The sequence below is a fragment of the Pediococcus sp. AC40 genome (assembly GCF_030252485.1).
Classification (GTDB): Bacteria; Bacillota; Bacilli; order Lactobacillales; family Lactobacillaceae; genus Pediococcus; species Pediococcus acidilactici.
In genome coordinates this window covers 1,030,811-1,045,395 of record NZ_CP127012.1, presented here as the reverse complement: position 1 = coordinate 1,045,395, position 14,585 = coordinate 1,030,811, and the positions used below count along the sequence as shown (strand labels likewise).

General features: G+C 39.6%; 12 protein-coding genes. 6 read left to right on the top strand and 6 right to left on the bottom strand.

Annotated elements, in window-relative coordinates; all coding sequences use genetic code 11:
* The first annotated feature begins 1 nt into the window (after window position 1).
* Together mgtA and NL111_RS05045 are read left to right on the top strand one after the other, a co-directional pair.
* Complete coding sequence (gene mgtA / locus NL111_RS05050) at window positions 2-2,659, top strand: magnesium-translocating P-type ATPase (protein ID WP_285109968.1); 2,658 nt, start codon at window positions 2-4, stop codon at window positions 2,657-2,659.
* A gap of 140 nt (window positions 2,660-2,799) precedes the next feature.
* On the top strand, window positions 2,800-3,825 hold the full coding sequence (locus NL111_RS05045; RefSeq protein WP_063504317.1) for an LCP family protein: 1,026 nt from the start codon (window positions 2,800-2,802) through the stop codon (window positions 3,823-3,825).
* Between the two features lie 482 nt (window positions 3,826-4,307).
* Here NL111_RS05045 and NL111_RS05040 read toward each other — a convergent pair whose 3' ends face one another.
* Both NL111_RS05040 and NL111_RS05035 read right to left on the bottom strand, forming a co-directional pair.
* Complete coding sequence (locus NL111_RS05040; RefSeq protein ID WP_002831641.1) at window positions 4,308-5,819, bottom strand: YfcC family protein; 1,512 nt, start codon at window positions 5,817-5,819, stop codon at window positions 4,308-4,310.
* A gap of 119 nt (window positions 5,820-5,938) precedes the next feature.
* Window positions 5,939-6,214: a hypothetical protein gene (locus NL111_RS05035; protein ID WP_002831640.1), complete on the bottom strand. Its 276-nt coding sequence runs from the start codon at window positions 6,212-6,214 to the stop codon at window positions 5,939-5,941.
* 162 nt (window positions 6,215-6,376) lie between these two features.
* On the opposite strand from NL111_RS05035, the gene NL111_RS05030 reads away from it, so the two are divergent.
* Window positions 6,377-7,309 carry a LacI family DNA-binding transcriptional regulator gene (locus NL111_RS05030; protein WP_004165123.1) on the top strand — a complete coding sequence of 311 codons (933 nt, stop codon included), beginning with the start codon at window positions 6,377-6,379 and terminating at the stop codon, window positions 7,307-7,309.
* Window positions 7,310-7,498: 189 nt separating this feature from the next.
* On the opposite strand, the gene NL111_RS05025 is transcribed toward NL111_RS05030, so the two are convergent.
* Window positions 7,499-7,855: a DUF1516 family protein gene (locus NL111_RS05025; protein ID WP_002831639.1), complete on the bottom strand. Its 357-nt coding sequence runs from the start codon at window positions 7,853-7,855 to the stop codon at window positions 7,499-7,501.
* 181 nt (window positions 7,856-8,036) lie between these two features.
* Here NL111_RS05025 and NL111_RS05020 point away from each other — a divergent pair, with 181 nt between their 5' ends.
* Together NL111_RS05020 and crcB are read left to right on the top strand one after the other, a co-directional pair.
* Window positions 8,037-8,438 (top strand): FluC/FEX family fluoride channel, encoded by a 402-nt coding sequence (locus NL111_RS05020; RefSeq protein WP_002831638.1) that lies wholly within the window; start codon window positions 8,037-8,039, stop codon window positions 8,436-8,438.
* Window positions 8,438-8,788: a fluoride efflux transporter CrcB gene (gene crcB / locus NL111_RS05015; protein ID WP_005916895.1), complete on the top strand. Its 351-nt coding sequence runs from the start codon at window positions 8,438-8,440 to the stop codon at window positions 8,786-8,788. Before NL111_RS05020 ends, crcB begins: the two co-directional genes overlap by 1 nt.
* A gap of 5 nt (window positions 8,789-8,793) precedes the next feature.
* Here crcB and NL111_RS05010 read toward each other — a convergent pair whose 3' ends face one another.
* Together NL111_RS05010 and NL111_RS05005 are read right to left on the bottom strand one after the other, a co-directional pair.
* Window positions 8,794-9,657 carry a DegV family protein gene (locus tag NL111_RS05010; protein ID WP_004165850.1) on the bottom strand — a complete coding sequence of 288 codons (864 nt, stop codon included), beginning with the start codon at window positions 9,655-9,657 and terminating at the stop codon, window positions 8,794-8,796.
* An 85-nt stretch (window positions 9,658-9,742) separates the two neighbouring features.
* Complete coding sequence (locus tag NL111_RS05005; RefSeq protein ID WP_002831635.1) at window positions 9,743-10,153, bottom strand: MarR family winged helix-turn-helix transcriptional regulator; 411 nt, start codon at window positions 10,151-10,153, stop codon at window positions 9,743-9,745.
* 133 nt (window positions 10,154-10,286) lie between these two features.
* On the opposite strand from NL111_RS05005, the gene NL111_RS05000 reads away from it, so the two are divergent.
* Window positions 10,287-12,002 carry an Rqc2 family fibronectin-binding protein gene (locus tag NL111_RS05000; RefSeq protein ID WP_159215857.1) on the top strand — a complete coding sequence of 572 codons (1,716 nt, stop codon included), beginning with the start codon at window positions 10,287-10,289 and terminating at the stop codon, window positions 12,000-12,002.
* A gap of 122 nt (window positions 12,003-12,124) precedes the next feature.
* Here the strand turns inward: NL111_RS05000 and NL111_RS04995 are convergent, their stop codons facing one another.
* A complete protein-coding gene (locus NL111_RS04995; RefSeq protein WP_119178882.1) occupies window positions 12,125-14,584 on the bottom strand; it encodes an ATP-binding protein in 2,460 nt (819 codons plus the stop codon).
* Window position 14,585 lies beyond the last annotated feature (1 nt).

Below are 14,585 nucleotides of genomic sequence, written 5' to 3'. Positions count from 1 at the left end.
AATGAAAAATGTAGGTAAGACAAATTTAAAACCAAATTACGAAAAATTTGCTAAGGCAAGTATTCGTGAGTTATTTAAAGATTTTAATATCACGACGACGGGCCTTAGGCAAACCCAGGTTCAAAAAATGCGAAATAAGTTTGGCCCTAATAAGCTAACAGATAATGCGAAAAAATCAATTATCAGTGCGATCTTAGGAGCATACATTACGCCGTTTACGATTGTTTTAATTTGCATTGGCTTAGTGTCCTTCATTACCGACGTGGTTTTAGCTCCGCCTGGGGAACGTAACTATCTGGGCAGTGGAATAATTTTTGGAATGGTAATTATAAGCGGAACGATGACCCTTATACAGTCACTTCGGTCTACAAAAGCCGTAGAACAATTAAAAACCATGATTAAATCTGTCACCACAGTCAAAAGGGCGAACGGAATCCAAAAAATCCCAGTAGATCACGTGGTTTGTGGGGATATAGTACAGCTTTCCGTAGGAGACATGGTACCTGCTGACATTCGATTAATTAAGTCAAAAGATTTATTGGTTTCTGAAGCATCACTCACCGGCGAAAGCTATCCAGTGGAAAAGAACCATTTGCAATCTAAGAAGACCGTTAAAAGCGAAACGGACTACGAAAACTTACTATTTATGGGAAGTTACGTCACTAACGGGCAAGCTGAAGGAGTGGTAATAGCGACTGGAAACCAAACTTTATTCGGTGGAATTGCCCATTCGGCATCAATTACGCCGACCGAAACTAACTTTGATCTAGGAATTCGAAAAACTTCGTACCTTTTTATAAAATTCACCGTAATAATGACTACCGTTATTTTCCTAATTAACGGTTTAACCAAAGGGGATTGGCTAGAAGCGTTGTTATTTGGTCTTTCAGTAGCGGTCGGTCTCACCCCCGAAATGCTACCGATGATCGTTACTACTAATTTAGTTAAGGGAGCAACTAAAATGGCCAAGGGTGGAACGATCATTAAAAATTTAAAAGCAATTCAAAATTTAGGAGCGATTGACGTTTTATGCACGGACAAGACGGGTACGTTAACCCAAAATCAATTTTCCTTAAACCGTTATTTAAATTGGAAGGGGACGACGGACGAAGAAACTTTAAAATGGGCGTATTTAAACAGTCGTTACCAAACTGGTTTTAATAATCCGTTGGATCAGGCCGTTATCGACGCAGCTAAACCGGAAGTTAAAGCTCAAGCAGCTAATTACCAAAAGGTTGATGAAATTCCTTTCGACTTTGAGCGTCGGCGAATGACCGTTATTCTTAAAGATCAATCCCAGCGCCATTACGAGCTAATTACCAAAGGTGCGGTAGAAGAGATGCTTGAAATCACTAATACGGTTTACTCTGCAGGTAGCTTGATCCCGCTAACAATAGAAATCAAGCACGAAATTTTAAGGCAAGTTAGCCAGTTAAACCAAGCTGGTTTACGGGTGGTGGCGGTTGCTCATAAGCGCTTAGCGACTGCCCCGAACACTTGTTCTGTTGAAGATGAAACCAACCTCAGCTTTATCGGAATTCTATCGTTCTTAGATTTTCCTAAACCGACTGCTAAGCAGGCCCTATCAGCCTTGAAGTCAAAGGGGATTACCATCAAAGTTTTGACGGGGGATAATGCAATTGTGACTAAAGCAATCTGTCAACAAGTCGGCTTAAGGGTAACTGGTATAGTAAGCGGTGAAAATATTGATCATTTAACCGACCAGGAACTAGGTCCGGTGGTCACCCAAAATAATGTTTTTATAAAACTAACCCCGCAAAACAAGCGAAGAATCATAAAGGCGTTAAGAAAAAATAAACACACCGTGGGCTTTTTAGGCGATGGAATTAATGACGTTCCAGCAATTAAAGCGGCTGATGTTGGAATATCCGTTAATTCGGCCGTAGACGTAGTAAAAGAAACTGCTGACGTAATTTTAACGGAAAGCGACTTAGTTATTTTGAAGCATGGAATATTAATTGGCCGGGAAGTATTTGGCAATATCATGAAGTATATTAAAGCAACCGCGAGCTCTAATTTTGGAAATATGTTTTCCGTATTAATTGCAAGCATCTTCCTGCCATTTTTGCCAATGCTCCCCCTTCAGATCCTTTTATTAAACTTCATTTATGACCTTTCTTGTATGTCCATTCCTTGGGACACGATGGACAAAGACTATTTAGAAAGGCATAAAAAATGGCAAGTTAACAGTATCAGCAAATTCATGGTTTGGTTTGGCCCAACTAGTTCTATCTTTGACATCACCACCTATTTACTAATGTTTTTCGTTATCTGTCCCGCGATTGTGGGCGGTGATTTTATACATTTGACCCATCCAAATCAAATGTATTTCATCGCGCTTTTTCAAAGCGGCTGGTTTATTGAGTCACTATGGTCCCAAACCATGGTTTTACACGCGCTAAGAACCGACAAAATTCCGTTTATTCAAAGTAGTGCCTCAGCCGTCCTAACGATAATCACGAGTTTGAGTATTGTCATCGGCACCGTTATTCCATTTACTCCGATTGGCAAAAGTTTAGGCTTGACCGCTGTACCAGGCAGCTATTGGATTTGGTTAGTAGTAACAATCTTTAGCTATCTTGCGCTTGCCACGATCGTTAAATCAACCTATATTCGTCGTTACAAGGGCTTCATTTAACAAATTTTGGCCCATCAAAATATGAATAATAACCGGGACGATACTAAATAAAATTGATTGTATAGGACTTTTAAATATAGCGCAGGTAATTTTATATTTACAGCTGAATTAAAGGGTTTTAAGATTGGAGGAACTGTATTATGAGAGCGAAAAAAGTATTTGGATATGTAGCAACAATAGTGTTAGTGCTTTCGGTGATTGGAGTACTAGTTTTTAAGTTTTACGAGTATAAAGCGTTTAAGACGATAAAAACTAGTACTTCTTCGGTATCTAATAAAATTAATCAGCAAAAACCGTTCTCGGTTCTACTATTAGGCGTTGACACGGGCTCTGACGGCCGGATTGATAGAGGATTATCCGATTCGATGATGGTCGCGACGCTAAACCCACGCACTAAGCAGACGCTGCTTTATTCGGTCCCACGAGATTCTTTGGCCGAAATTAAGACCAACCATGCTAAAAAAGACGTTCAGAAAATCAACGCTGCTTATGAAATTGGTAAAGCACCAGTTGCTAAGAAAACTGTGAGCGCTTTTTTAGGTATGCCACTTGATTACAGTGTAACCATTGATATGGGCGCTTTAAAAGAGTTAGTCGACTTTGTGGGCGGGGTGACCGTCAAAACTGACATTGTGGTTAGCTTTGATGGTCAAACAATTCCAAAGGGTACCCATCATCTGAATGGTGAAAAAGCTTTAGCTTACACCAGGATGCGTTATCAGGATCCGCGTGGGGACTACGGACGACAATTACGACAACAAGAAGTTTTAATGCAGATCGTCCACAAATTGCAGTCTCCACAATATATGTTTAGGATACCAACTTTGATGAACAAATTAGGCTCGCATATTAGTACCGACTTAACTACGCAGCAAATCGAAAAATTAATTAGTCATTACCATCAATGTACTAAGCACGTCGTGACAAAACAACTCGTTGGCCGAGAAGCTTGGATCAACGGAAGTTCTTATCAAGTAATCGATACTGCTAGTCTACAAAGCGCGTCAGACCAGTTGCGCAAAAATCTTGGATTAACATCTAAGAAATTGCACAATACAGAAACTAAGCTCAACGAATTGAACACTGATTTCTTTAGCAATCCTAACAGCACCACGTATAATACTGCGGGACTAGACACAACTTACTATACAGATAACACTTATTAGCAGGCATCGTACTAACCAAATAGTTTAAGCGTAGTAGCAGCTCAAAAAAACCATGATTATTACAAGAAGAGTATTTATTTGTACTTTATTAAATTTTGTAGTAATCATGGATTTTTTAGATTACTTATAAAATCAGACCATTATTAAAGTTGTACGTTACTTTCAATAATATATATTATGTAAACTAGAAAAAGAAAACTAATTCAGTAGCAATTCATCTGCACTTTAATGGTCCCCACTCTTCCTTTCACCAGGATTCATAGACATTTGACTTGTCCCAGATCAGATAGCTTTGCATTCTTTATCTGTACCAAGTTATACCAAGCTAAGCTGTTTACAACGGTTAAATTGGCGGTTAACGTTCTGCTATGTAGTTTCTTAATGCTATACAATCATTTTTAAGTAGCATATAAAAAACACGCACTTACAACGTTGAATTTAATTCGCTGACAAAGTACGTGTTTTTATTTAATTAGGAAACTTTAGATAATTGCAAGTACTGCTAAATATACGCACGTGGCAATCAATAAAACGACCATCAATTTAGCCATCCATTTCCACCAAACGGTAATGTTAACATGCGCAATTCCTAACGCACCGACCACGATCCCAGAGGTTGGCGTAATCAAGTTTACCCAGCCTGACGCAGCTTGAAATGCAGTTACTACGGTGCTTTCTGCAACGTGAGCAAAGTTCGCCATTGGACCTAAGATTCCCATTGTTGCCGATGCTAATCCAGAAGTAGATGGGATTAGGAACGACATTGGAATGTAGAACAAGTATGTCAAGATAATGAAAACAGTCTTTGGTAACGACTTGAGCCCCATTTCACCCCAGTGAAGAACGGTATCTGTAATTGCAGCATCATTCATAATTACTTGGATCCCCCGAGCAACGGCGACAATGATTGCTACGCTTAATAGCTCGCTCATTCCATTCATAAAGGCTTCAATAAATTCACTTTCCTTCATGTGGGTTACAAACATAATCACAACCGACATTACGATGAAAAGCATGGTAATTTCATTAAAGTACCAGCTACCAAACGGTACAATATCCGTTCCAAGTAACTTGCCAAGGAATGGAATTCCAGTTAGCCACTTAACCGACTGGTCCCAAAAAGTAAAGTTTGGGTTAATTGAACTCCACGGAATCAAAGCAATAATCATGAGTACGAAAGTTAAACAGAAGATGAAAAGCACCCGTTTTTGCGCCTTAGTTAACTTTTCAGTTTCAGCAGCCTGATTCTCATCAAATCCTTGTAAAAAGCGCTTCTGATCGGCCTCGCGTTGACCATAAACCAGAGATTTAGTAGGATCCTTTTTAATCTTAGTAGCATAGCGATAAACGAACGTAATACTAATAACGTCGAATAGAACTAGCAAGAGAATCCGAGAAAATAATCCGTCTCCCATCGAGATATTAATCGTTTGGGAAGCAACTCCGGTAGCAAACGGATTAACCGTGGAAGCTAAGCATCCAATTTGCGTACCAATTAACGCAATCCCAACTGCAGTAAGGGAATCAAAGCCTACTTTCATCATTACTGGAATTAGTAAGGGATAAAACGCGATGGTTTCTTCCCCCATTCCAAAAGTTGTGCCCCCAAGGGAAAATAAAATCATTAAAATAATAATGAGTGCTTTTTCACGCCCTTGTAGCTTATAGACGATTTGATTAATCCCCTTATCTAAGGCTTCGGTTTTATTAACCACTCCTAAAAATCCCCCAATTACCAGGATGAATAAGGAAATTGAAATGGCACCGTCTGTGTACTTGTTCCCGATCATTCCAATGATTGGGGCCATACAAATATCCCAAATGCCTTGGGGACGATATCCCGTCTGCTGGTAAGTTCCAGCAATAATCCGCCCCGCTTTGTCCATTGCGTAGTGACCGCTTGGAATGAACCACGTTAAAATACCGATCATAATGATAATAAATACTAAAACGGTATACGCGGATGGCATTTTGAACTTAAATTTTTTGTTCATAGTCATCTCATCACCTTTCATTCAAATTGCACATTGATGTACCTAAAATGATGATAAGTTTTTTTGAACAAAAAAACAATTGTCAGGATACATTTTGTAGCCTTTTAAGCGTATTAACTTTAAAGCTTAACTAAGACATCTTTAAATTGGTTTCGTAAATATTCGCCGATCCCTAACCCATTTTCGAAAAATTTCAGCTGCGCGCCCTGGTAATTAAAGGAATATACTTTAGTACCTAGAAAATCACTTTGGGTTACGTAAATAATATCGCTGAGCTTTATTGAACAATTAAACTTACTAGTGCTGGAAATAACCAAATATCCATTATGGCATTTAAGGTTAGCATAATACATTTGACTATGAGTACCAGCGATTACTTCAAAATACGTATACATATAAATCTCCCCCTTTACCTTGAAGTTTAAAGGGGGAAATCGGTTTCACATCAAGTGAAGTACTTTATTTTGTCAACTGGAACGGGTTCCCTTTTACCTAATTTGTTATGAAACGCGTTTCATATATTAAAATAGACTTATCAGGATTAGGAGATGGATTACATGACCAACATTAGAGACATTGCTAAAAAATCTGGGTATTCGGCATCTACTGTTTCCCGCTTTCTCAATCAGACTGGTTACGTATCCCAATCGGCGAAGCAAGCTATCCAACAAGTCATCGACGAACTAGATTACGTACCCAACGCGCTTGCTCGCGATTTAAGTAAGGGTAAATCTAACACGATCGGTATCGTAATCCCACAAATGCAGCACCCGTTCTTTACTGAATTAATTAACGGAATTATGGATACCGCCTTTGCTGCGGACTATCACGTTTCTGTGCTAGAATCGCGTTACGATGAGCAACTGGAAGAAAAATACTTAGAAAAATTGCATCGCAAAGCTTTTGATGCGCTCATCTTTACTTCACACAAGCTACCATTGGCACGTTTAGCTGCCTATCAAAAATACGGTCCGGTAATCTGCTGTGAAGACCCCGGGGTTACGCCAATTGCAGCGGCGTATGTTTTACGAAAAAAGACTTACGTGGCTGCTTTTAATTGGATTAAAAAAAACCGGTATTCTAAGATTGCCATTACTTTAAGCCGGCCCTACCAACTTAGTGCAACTAGTAAGGTAACTTTGCAAGCCTATCGAGACGTTTTCGAAACTTTTCCAGACGACCAGTTGATTTTTGAGGGAGTTGATAGTCATCCAGTTGCTTACCAAGCTGCTTCCCGGATCGCTCAAATCCACCCAGATTTTATCTTTGGCAACATCGATGACGTGATTGCTGGAGTCTACCAGTATTACATAGATAATCAATTGAAATTACCGAAAATGATGGGCCAAGAAAATCAAATATCCGGGAAATTATTAAAAATTCCCACTATTGACCACCATCTTCGTCAATTAGGACAAGCTGCGGGACGTTTAGCAATCTCTGGGGACGTTCGTCAAATTGCCATTGAATCCGACCTAATCATTCGTTAAAACTAAATTTAAAAAGTTAGGTAGCTTGTGAGCATTAACAAAAAGCGACCATTATACCAGAATTTGGCATAATGGTCGCTTTCGAGTTAAGTGCAACCAGCTCAGCTGACTTTAAGTGCACGTTTTGGCTTTACTAAAGTTAACACACAACAAGGTATTTTTATAAGATGCTCATCTTTTACGATTCGACTAGCCATAAAAATACTGAATCACTACCGCAAGTAGCGATGTAATTGCAAATGCAAAGATAAGCAGGATCACAAAATTGCTTTTAAAGCCACGTTTATTGCGTTTGTACGTCAGCAAAAAGTCAAATAATCCGATGGTAATAATTTCTAAAATAAACTGTATCCAAACTAATAATGGCGACATGGCAACTGTGTGAACTACATTAAACAGTCCCGTAAGAATAACAAATATATATAATACCCGTGAACTGTACTGCGCGATTAATGTTTGTTGAAACTGGTCAATTGTTAATCCATACGCGCAAATCATTCCGACCAAAATCCACACAATACTATGAAGAAATTCAATTGTTGACATGCAAAGTAACCCCTTTAAATTTAAGCTTACTAAAGTAGTTTAGCATAGTTGAACCTTTGAGGTTGACACTAGGGCTTAATTGTAATCATACTGAAATCTTACTTTCCTGCTATGATGAACGCTTATTTTATGATATTTTATTTAATGTTGCTTATTTTCAATTGAAAGGGATTGAATTAATTTGTTTAAAAAAAGTGTTAGTGTTGCTCTGTTTGGAGCAATTGGCGGTGCTTTGCGACTGCTATTACAGTCATTTTTCCATCACGGTGCCACTGCTTTTCCATTAGATTTAATAATCATTAACCTCCTGGGGTCTTTTCTTCTAGGTATTCTAACAGGGGGCCTATTAACTGCGTTAGAAACTTCTGATTTTATTAACGTGGGGCTTACGACGGGATTAATGGGCGGCTTTACTACCTTTTCAACATTTATTCTATCCTCAGATAAACTGCTGGTACATTTGCAATGGATTAACGGTGGTAGCTTTATGATACTTTCCCTTCTTCTAGGAGTACTTTGCGCCTATGCGGGCCAAATTGGCGGCAAACAGATTTTGCATCATTATCGAAAGGAATGGGAGTAATGAGTTTATTAATTGTGAGCCTTGGAAGTGCTCTAGGCGCCCTTTTTCGTTTTTGGGCAACCACCTTCATTAATCGGCAGGCCCTTTCTGAAAGCTTCCCTTGGTCAACCTTTTTAATTAACATGCTAGCTTGTTTTTTGATTGGTTATTTAACTAGTGTAATTACCAGCCCCCTTACCCAAATTTTGCTAACTAGCGGTGTCCTTGGAGGTTTTTCAACCTTCTCAACGTTTGCAAATGAGGTAGTCACCCTATTCAAACAACCAAATACAAAAAAACTCGCGGTGCTTTACGCACTCGCGAGTTTACTAGGCGGATTACTTCTGGCAGCTCTTGGCAGCCAACTGTAATTCGTTTATTTTTTTGTGTAATCAATTAACCAAGCCAAAGCAATTGCTTTCTCACCTAAATGGGTTCCGATTACGGGACCAAAGTAAGATATATCAATTGGTAAGCTAGGATACTTTTCTTTTAGGCTCTCCCGCCATTTAATCGCGCTCTTTTCATCATTGGCATGAATGACTACGGCTCGCAGAGGATAATCTACTGATTTGTAGGCCTCCGCAAAGAGTTTTTCAACCCGTGCCATTGCCTTTTTACGCGACCGAACCTTTTCGAAAGCGACAATTTCGTGCTTGTCGTTGAAAGTTAAAATCGGCTTAATCTTTAATAAGCTTCCCACGAAAGCAGAAGCGTTAGATAGACGGCCCCCGCGGACAAGGTTTTGTAGATCATCCACAACAAAATACTCGTCAAATGTCGAACGTAAAAAGTCGAGTCGCGCAATGATGTCGTTGATATCGGCATCTTCTTTTGCCATACGCGCAGCTTCAAGCGCAAGTACTCCCATTAAGCGAATCGTTAGTTGAGAATCATAAACTACTAGGTTAACTCCGTCAATGGTCCCTTCTAGACTCTTTAAGCTCGCCACTAAACCTGAAATCGTACTAGCTAAGTGGATACTGATGATATTTTCATAACCCTGTTTAGCTAAATCTTGGTAAAGTTCAATCATTTCTCCTAGTGGAGGCTGTGATGTGCTAGGAAATGATTGCGACGTACGCAGGCGTTCGTAAAATTCTTCGGTAGTAATATCAACGCCTTCTTTATAACTTTTTCCGTCGATAATTACTGGAATTGGAACAACCGTGATATTATTTTCTTCAATTTCTTTATCCGTTAAATAACAAGTACTATCAGTAACAATAGCTGTTTTCATTAGTACACCTACTTCATTTAAAATCCATAACAATCACTATACCATAATTCTTTATTGAATGCTCCCATAACTTGACACGACAGCCCTATTTTAAAGCGTTTTTTAATACGCGATTAATTAAGATTTGAAACATGGCGGATTCCTCTTCACTCCAGTTATCAAAAAGATGCCGGTCAAACTCAGCCATTTTTTGGTTAACGTAAGTTCTTAAGGTATCGCCTTTATCGGTAATCGTAAAAGTACTTTTACGTTGGTCGATTTCATTACTTTGTTTTTGCAAAAAATTATGCTGGATAGCATGTTTTAATTGACGACTAACGGTTGATTTATCTAAGCCGCTTAGTTCCACTAAATTTAAGGTCGTTAGTCTAGCATCGTTAACGTAATTCACCATCTTCCAATCTGCAACGGTCCCCGTCATTTCATGACAATATTTTTTTAAGTAGTTATTACGAATATGAGCAATTTGCTCTAAGGCAGTTAAACTGGCTTGCATAAATGATCCTCTCCTTCGTATTGCATTATACAACTAAAATAGTTGTATAATGCAAATAAGCAATTCTTTGCAACTAAAATCTATAAACGGTATACTTGAAATTAGTAATTAATTATTAGAAGGGACTGATTACATGGCCTTTGATGGTTTATTTACCCACGCCATGGTTAACGAGTTACGCAGTCTTGAAAGTGGCCGCGTAGCTAAAATTTACCAACCTTACCAAAGTGAATTAGTACTCACTATCCGAGCAAATCGGAAAAACGTTCCTTTACTAATTTCCTCGCACCCTAATTATGCACGTGTTCAAGTTACTAACCAAGCCCTATCCAACCCCGCTACTCCTAGCAATTTTGTAATGAGCTTACGGAAACACCTTGAGGGCGCTATTTTAAAGTCGGTTAAGCAACTGGATAATGACCGTATTATTAACTTCTATTTTTCACACCGCAACGATATTGGTGACGAAGAAGACGTAATCCTATCAGTTGAGATTATGGGTCGGCGTAGTAACGTTATTTTGTACTTAGGCAGCTCGCAAAAAATTATCGACACGATCAAACACATTTCTGCTGATCAAAACCGATATCGGATGTTAGTTCCGGGCGCACAATACATTACCCCACCCGCTCAAGAATTATTGAACCCCTTTACTGACTCTAACCAGCAAACCTGGGACAATTTGCTTCGGGATTACCCAAATTATGAAGTTTTAGCTAAGCAAATTCAAGCCACATTTCAAGGTTTTGGCAAAGAAAATGCCCTTGAATTAGCTTATCGCTTAATTAATGGACAAACTCCCGCAACGGTTGTCCACGAGTTCTTAGATTGCTTCAATACGGGCCCAAAAGGATTTATTTACGAGTCTCAAGCTAAAAAGTTAACCTATTCAGCAATCCAGCCTACGTTAACTGCGGATCAACCAAATTTGCAAGCCTTTAATAGCCTTTCTGAAATGCTGGATCAATACTATTTTGAGAAAGTCCAACGGGATCGGGTTCAGCAACGGGGACATCAATTAATTCGGGTAGTGCGTAATGAATTAAAGAAAAATCGTAAAAAGCTAAAAAAATTGCAAAATACAATGGCTCAAACCCAGTATGCTGATAGCTACCGGATTAAAGGAGAGGTATTAACCACGTATTTAAGCCAGATCAAGCGTGGAATGACTTCCGTTGAATTACCCAACTTTTATGATCAGAATCAACCAATTACGATCAAACTATCAAACCAATTATCACCGTCGCAGAACGCACAAAAGTATTTTAAAAAGTACCAAAAGGAAAAAAATGCCGTCAAGTACGTTAGCGAACAGATTGCGCAGACCGAAAGTGAAATTGCTTTTCTGGACAATATTGAAACTCAAATTGATTTGGCTAAACCAGAAGATTTGGCCGAAATTAAAATCGAGTTGGAAAATGAAGGTTACCTTCGTAAGCAAAGGAATCCTAAAAAACGTGTCAAAAACGTTATTAGTAAGCCGGAGCAGTTTATTTCCAGCGATCAAACCCCTATTTTGGTGGGAAAAAATGATGCCCAAAACGATCGTTTAACATTGAAGACCGCTAAAAAAGATTACTATTGGCTACATGCTAAAGATATTCCTGGTTCACACGTTATCATAGAAAGTAGCCAGCCGTCAGAACAAACCCTGATTGAAGCAGCTACAATTGCAGCATATTATTCAAAGGGAAAGAATTCAGCTAACGTACCTGTTGATTACGTACCAGTAAAGAATATCCGTAAACCGAATGGTGCTAAACCGGGATTTGTGATTTACGAAGGGCAACGTACTTTAAAAGTTACCCCACAGATTACGGTCGTTCAAAAATTGATGCAGAAAAAATAACTAACTAATTCAAAAAAACTGTCATATTAAGTCAGATAACGGAACACACTTAGAAGTTAAGTTCTCAGGTGTATTCATAATTGACTTTATAATGACAGTTTTTTTATGCTCTAATCTTAAAACTATGAGTCAGCTTGTTCTAGTTTGGCACCAATTGCTAAGGAGTATGGCGCCCTTTGTGGTTGCGTTAACCCAAATTGCTTATACGGATAAACATGTTCGTAGTGATACCTAGCCATCCGAACCGGGTGTTCTTCAATTTGGAACGTTCCGGTAAGCGTAATTTCAGTAATCATTCCTGCAAAATCTTGGTTAAATGCAAGGGATAAGAATGGTAAATCCTGGATTGCCACCGGTACACAGCTAATCACCTTCAACGCGGAAGCTTCTTTTTTCAACATTACCGAAAAGATTCCGTCATGTTCAATTTGATTAGCTTCCTCATCAATTGCCGAGGTATCTAACTGTTGATCCACGACTGAGTTCTCAGCAAAACTAAACAGTCTATTCTGATCTACCCCGATAATGCCAAATAGATGGGTTTGACCATTTATCTTACTAATTACCGCCATGTAATCAGCTCCGATGTTTTCTGACCGCGTCGTTCGGCTTAGAGGGATTTGCGCAATTTCAATGTTTTGTTCGGTTAACTGTGTAACAATTTGCCATTTTCCTTGAGCCAGCACTTTATCAGGCTTTTCACGTTGGATAATATTCAAACAATTTTCCACGGTTAAGGGCTCTAAATAGACTTTGTCCGCTAATTGCTGGTTAAAAGTAATTGCGTTAGGGTTATTGTTAATTAAAATCACTTTGTACCCTAAAGCCTTACACCGCCGTAAGGTTTGAAAAGTGGTATACTCTGCAGCACTATTCGTTCCCACCTGGCTGTTTGCCGTGCCTAAAACTAACACCTTTTTACCGGAAATCTGCACAGCCTCGTCTTCATCTTCAAAAGTTGAATAATAGGTGTTGGTGAGGTATGGAAATTCCCCAGCGGTAGGCTCAACGCCCTTGTAGGTCGGAAATACTTTAGCCGTTTCCGTCCGAAATTTACGTACTGCACTAGGAGTGGTGCGCCAGAGGTGGGCAATTTGTGTGTCTCCAAATCCAAAGTATTTCGCTTCTCGTAAAGCCTCGGCATCAAAATGGTGGGCCTTTAGACGGTTTTCAACTTTAATTAAATGCCGTAATTTGTAGAAATAAAAAGCGTCAATGTGCGTCATTTCAGCAAGCTCGTCAACTGTATAACCTCGTCGTAAAGCCTCTAGTAAATAGTAAACTTCGCCCGCCCGCTCGTGGATCAAGACGTTAATCAGTTGCGCCTCGCTCAATTGGGATTCGTCCAGGGCCGCTTGTTCCGCAGCTGTCGTCGAATCTACTGAGCGAATCGCCTTTTGAAGAGCTTCTTCCGCGCTCCGTCCGAAAGACATTACTGCTCCCGTTGATTTCATTTTCGTATTTAACTCTTGATCCGCATTCTTAAAGCTAGCAAACGACCATGTCGGAAAGCGTACCGCAATATGATCTAACGTAGGCTCAATTAATGCCAAGGCGTCGTGTTTTTGCACTCCGGTTAGCTCAATTTCGCGAAGGTTCTTTCCTAATAAGATCTCGGCCACTACTGTAGCAACGGGATAACCAGTTGCTCGCGCTGCAAAAGCCGTAGTCCGGTCAAAGAACGGATTGATTCGTGTTACGAAGTACTTGCCGTTCGTCGGGTCAAGTGCGTATTGGACATGACAAACGCCCTTAATCTTCAAAACTTCGGTAATTTTTAATGCCGAAGCCCGCAATTCTTGAAATTCTGTATCGGTCAACGTTTGCGTTGGACTAAAGATAATCGAATCACCCGAATGAACACCGATTGGGTTAAGGTCTTCGGCACCATTAATAAGTAGCTTCGAACCTTCTGCGTCTCTAATCACGGTCATCTCAATCTCTTTATAGCCCACTACGCTCTTTTCTACGGCAACTTGGTTAGTTGTCGAGACCTTGAAGGCCGTCTCTAACACTTCTTGTAACTGGTGTTCGTTATCGCATTTAATTCGGTTTGTCTTAGTTAAGGAAGCAATCGGTTTGATTAATACCGGGAACCCCACTCGCTTAGCAAACATAACCGCGTTTTTTTCGTTTTCCACTACCGTCGTCGGAATAATTGGTTCCTTAATATGTCGCAGGACTTTATTCATCAATTCAGGATTATTGATGTTGTGGATCGTAGTGGTCGTGACGCCCATTGTCCGAATATTAAGCTCTTTTAGGATCCCAGATTCATTTAACTGCTCCGCTAACTGTAGCCCGCCAGTATTACCTACTACCGGCAAGATTACGTCGATTTCATGTTCTCGAAGAATCTGGATTAAATTGTTCACCGTTAATTCGGTGACGATAAAGTTAATTGGCACGTCTAGTTGCGGGATTACGGAGTTAGCATCGTTGGTTACGTAAAATAAATTACGCCCCTTTTGCGCAAAAATCTCAACAATTTGTGCGGCTGCTGCTTCGCTTTCCGTATCGCGACCAATTTGCGTTGGTCCGTTACCAATAATTAAAACGTTTCTTGCGTGAAATCTAGCCAAC

Bases quoted from the DNA above. Each gene is read 5' to 3' on its own strand.
- mgtA (WP_285109968.1), top strand. From the start codon at position 2: ATGAAAAATGTAGGTAAGACAAATTTAAAACCAAATTACGAAAAATTT.
- NL111_RS05045 (WP_063504317.1), top strand. From the start codon at position 2,800: ATGAGAGCGAAAAAAGTATTTGGATATGTAGCAACAATAGTGTTAGTG.
- NL111_RS05040 (WP_002831641.1), bottom strand. From the start codon at position 5,819: ATGAACAAAAAATTTAAGTTCAAAATGCCATCCGCGTATACCGTTTTA.
- NL111_RS05035 (WP_002831640.1), bottom strand. From the start codon at position 6,214: ATGTATACGTATTTTGAAGTAATCGCTGGTACTCATAGTCAAATGTAT.
- NL111_RS05030 (WP_004165123.1), top strand. From the start codon at position 6,377: ATGACCAACATTAGAGACATTGCTAAAAAATCTGGGTATTCGGCATCT.
- NL111_RS05025 (WP_002831639.1), bottom strand. From the start codon at position 7,855: ATGTCAACAATTGAATTTCTTCATAGTATTGTGTGGATTTTGGTCGGA.
- crcB (WP_005916895.1), top strand. From the start codon at position 8,438: ATGAGTTTATTAATTGTGAGCCTTGGAAGTGCTCTAGGCGCCCTTTTT.
- NL111_RS05010 (WP_004165850.1), bottom strand. From the start codon at position 9,657: ATGAAAACAGCTATTGTTACTGATAGTACTTGTTATTTAACGGATAAA.
- NL111_RS05005 (WP_002831635.1), bottom strand. From the start codon at position 10,153: ATGCAAGCCAGTTTAACTGCCTTAGAGCAAATTGCTCATATTCGTAAT.
- NL111_RS05000 (WP_159215857.1), top strand. From the start codon at position 10,287: ATGGCCTTTGATGGTTTATTTACCCACGCCATGGTTAACGAGTTACGC.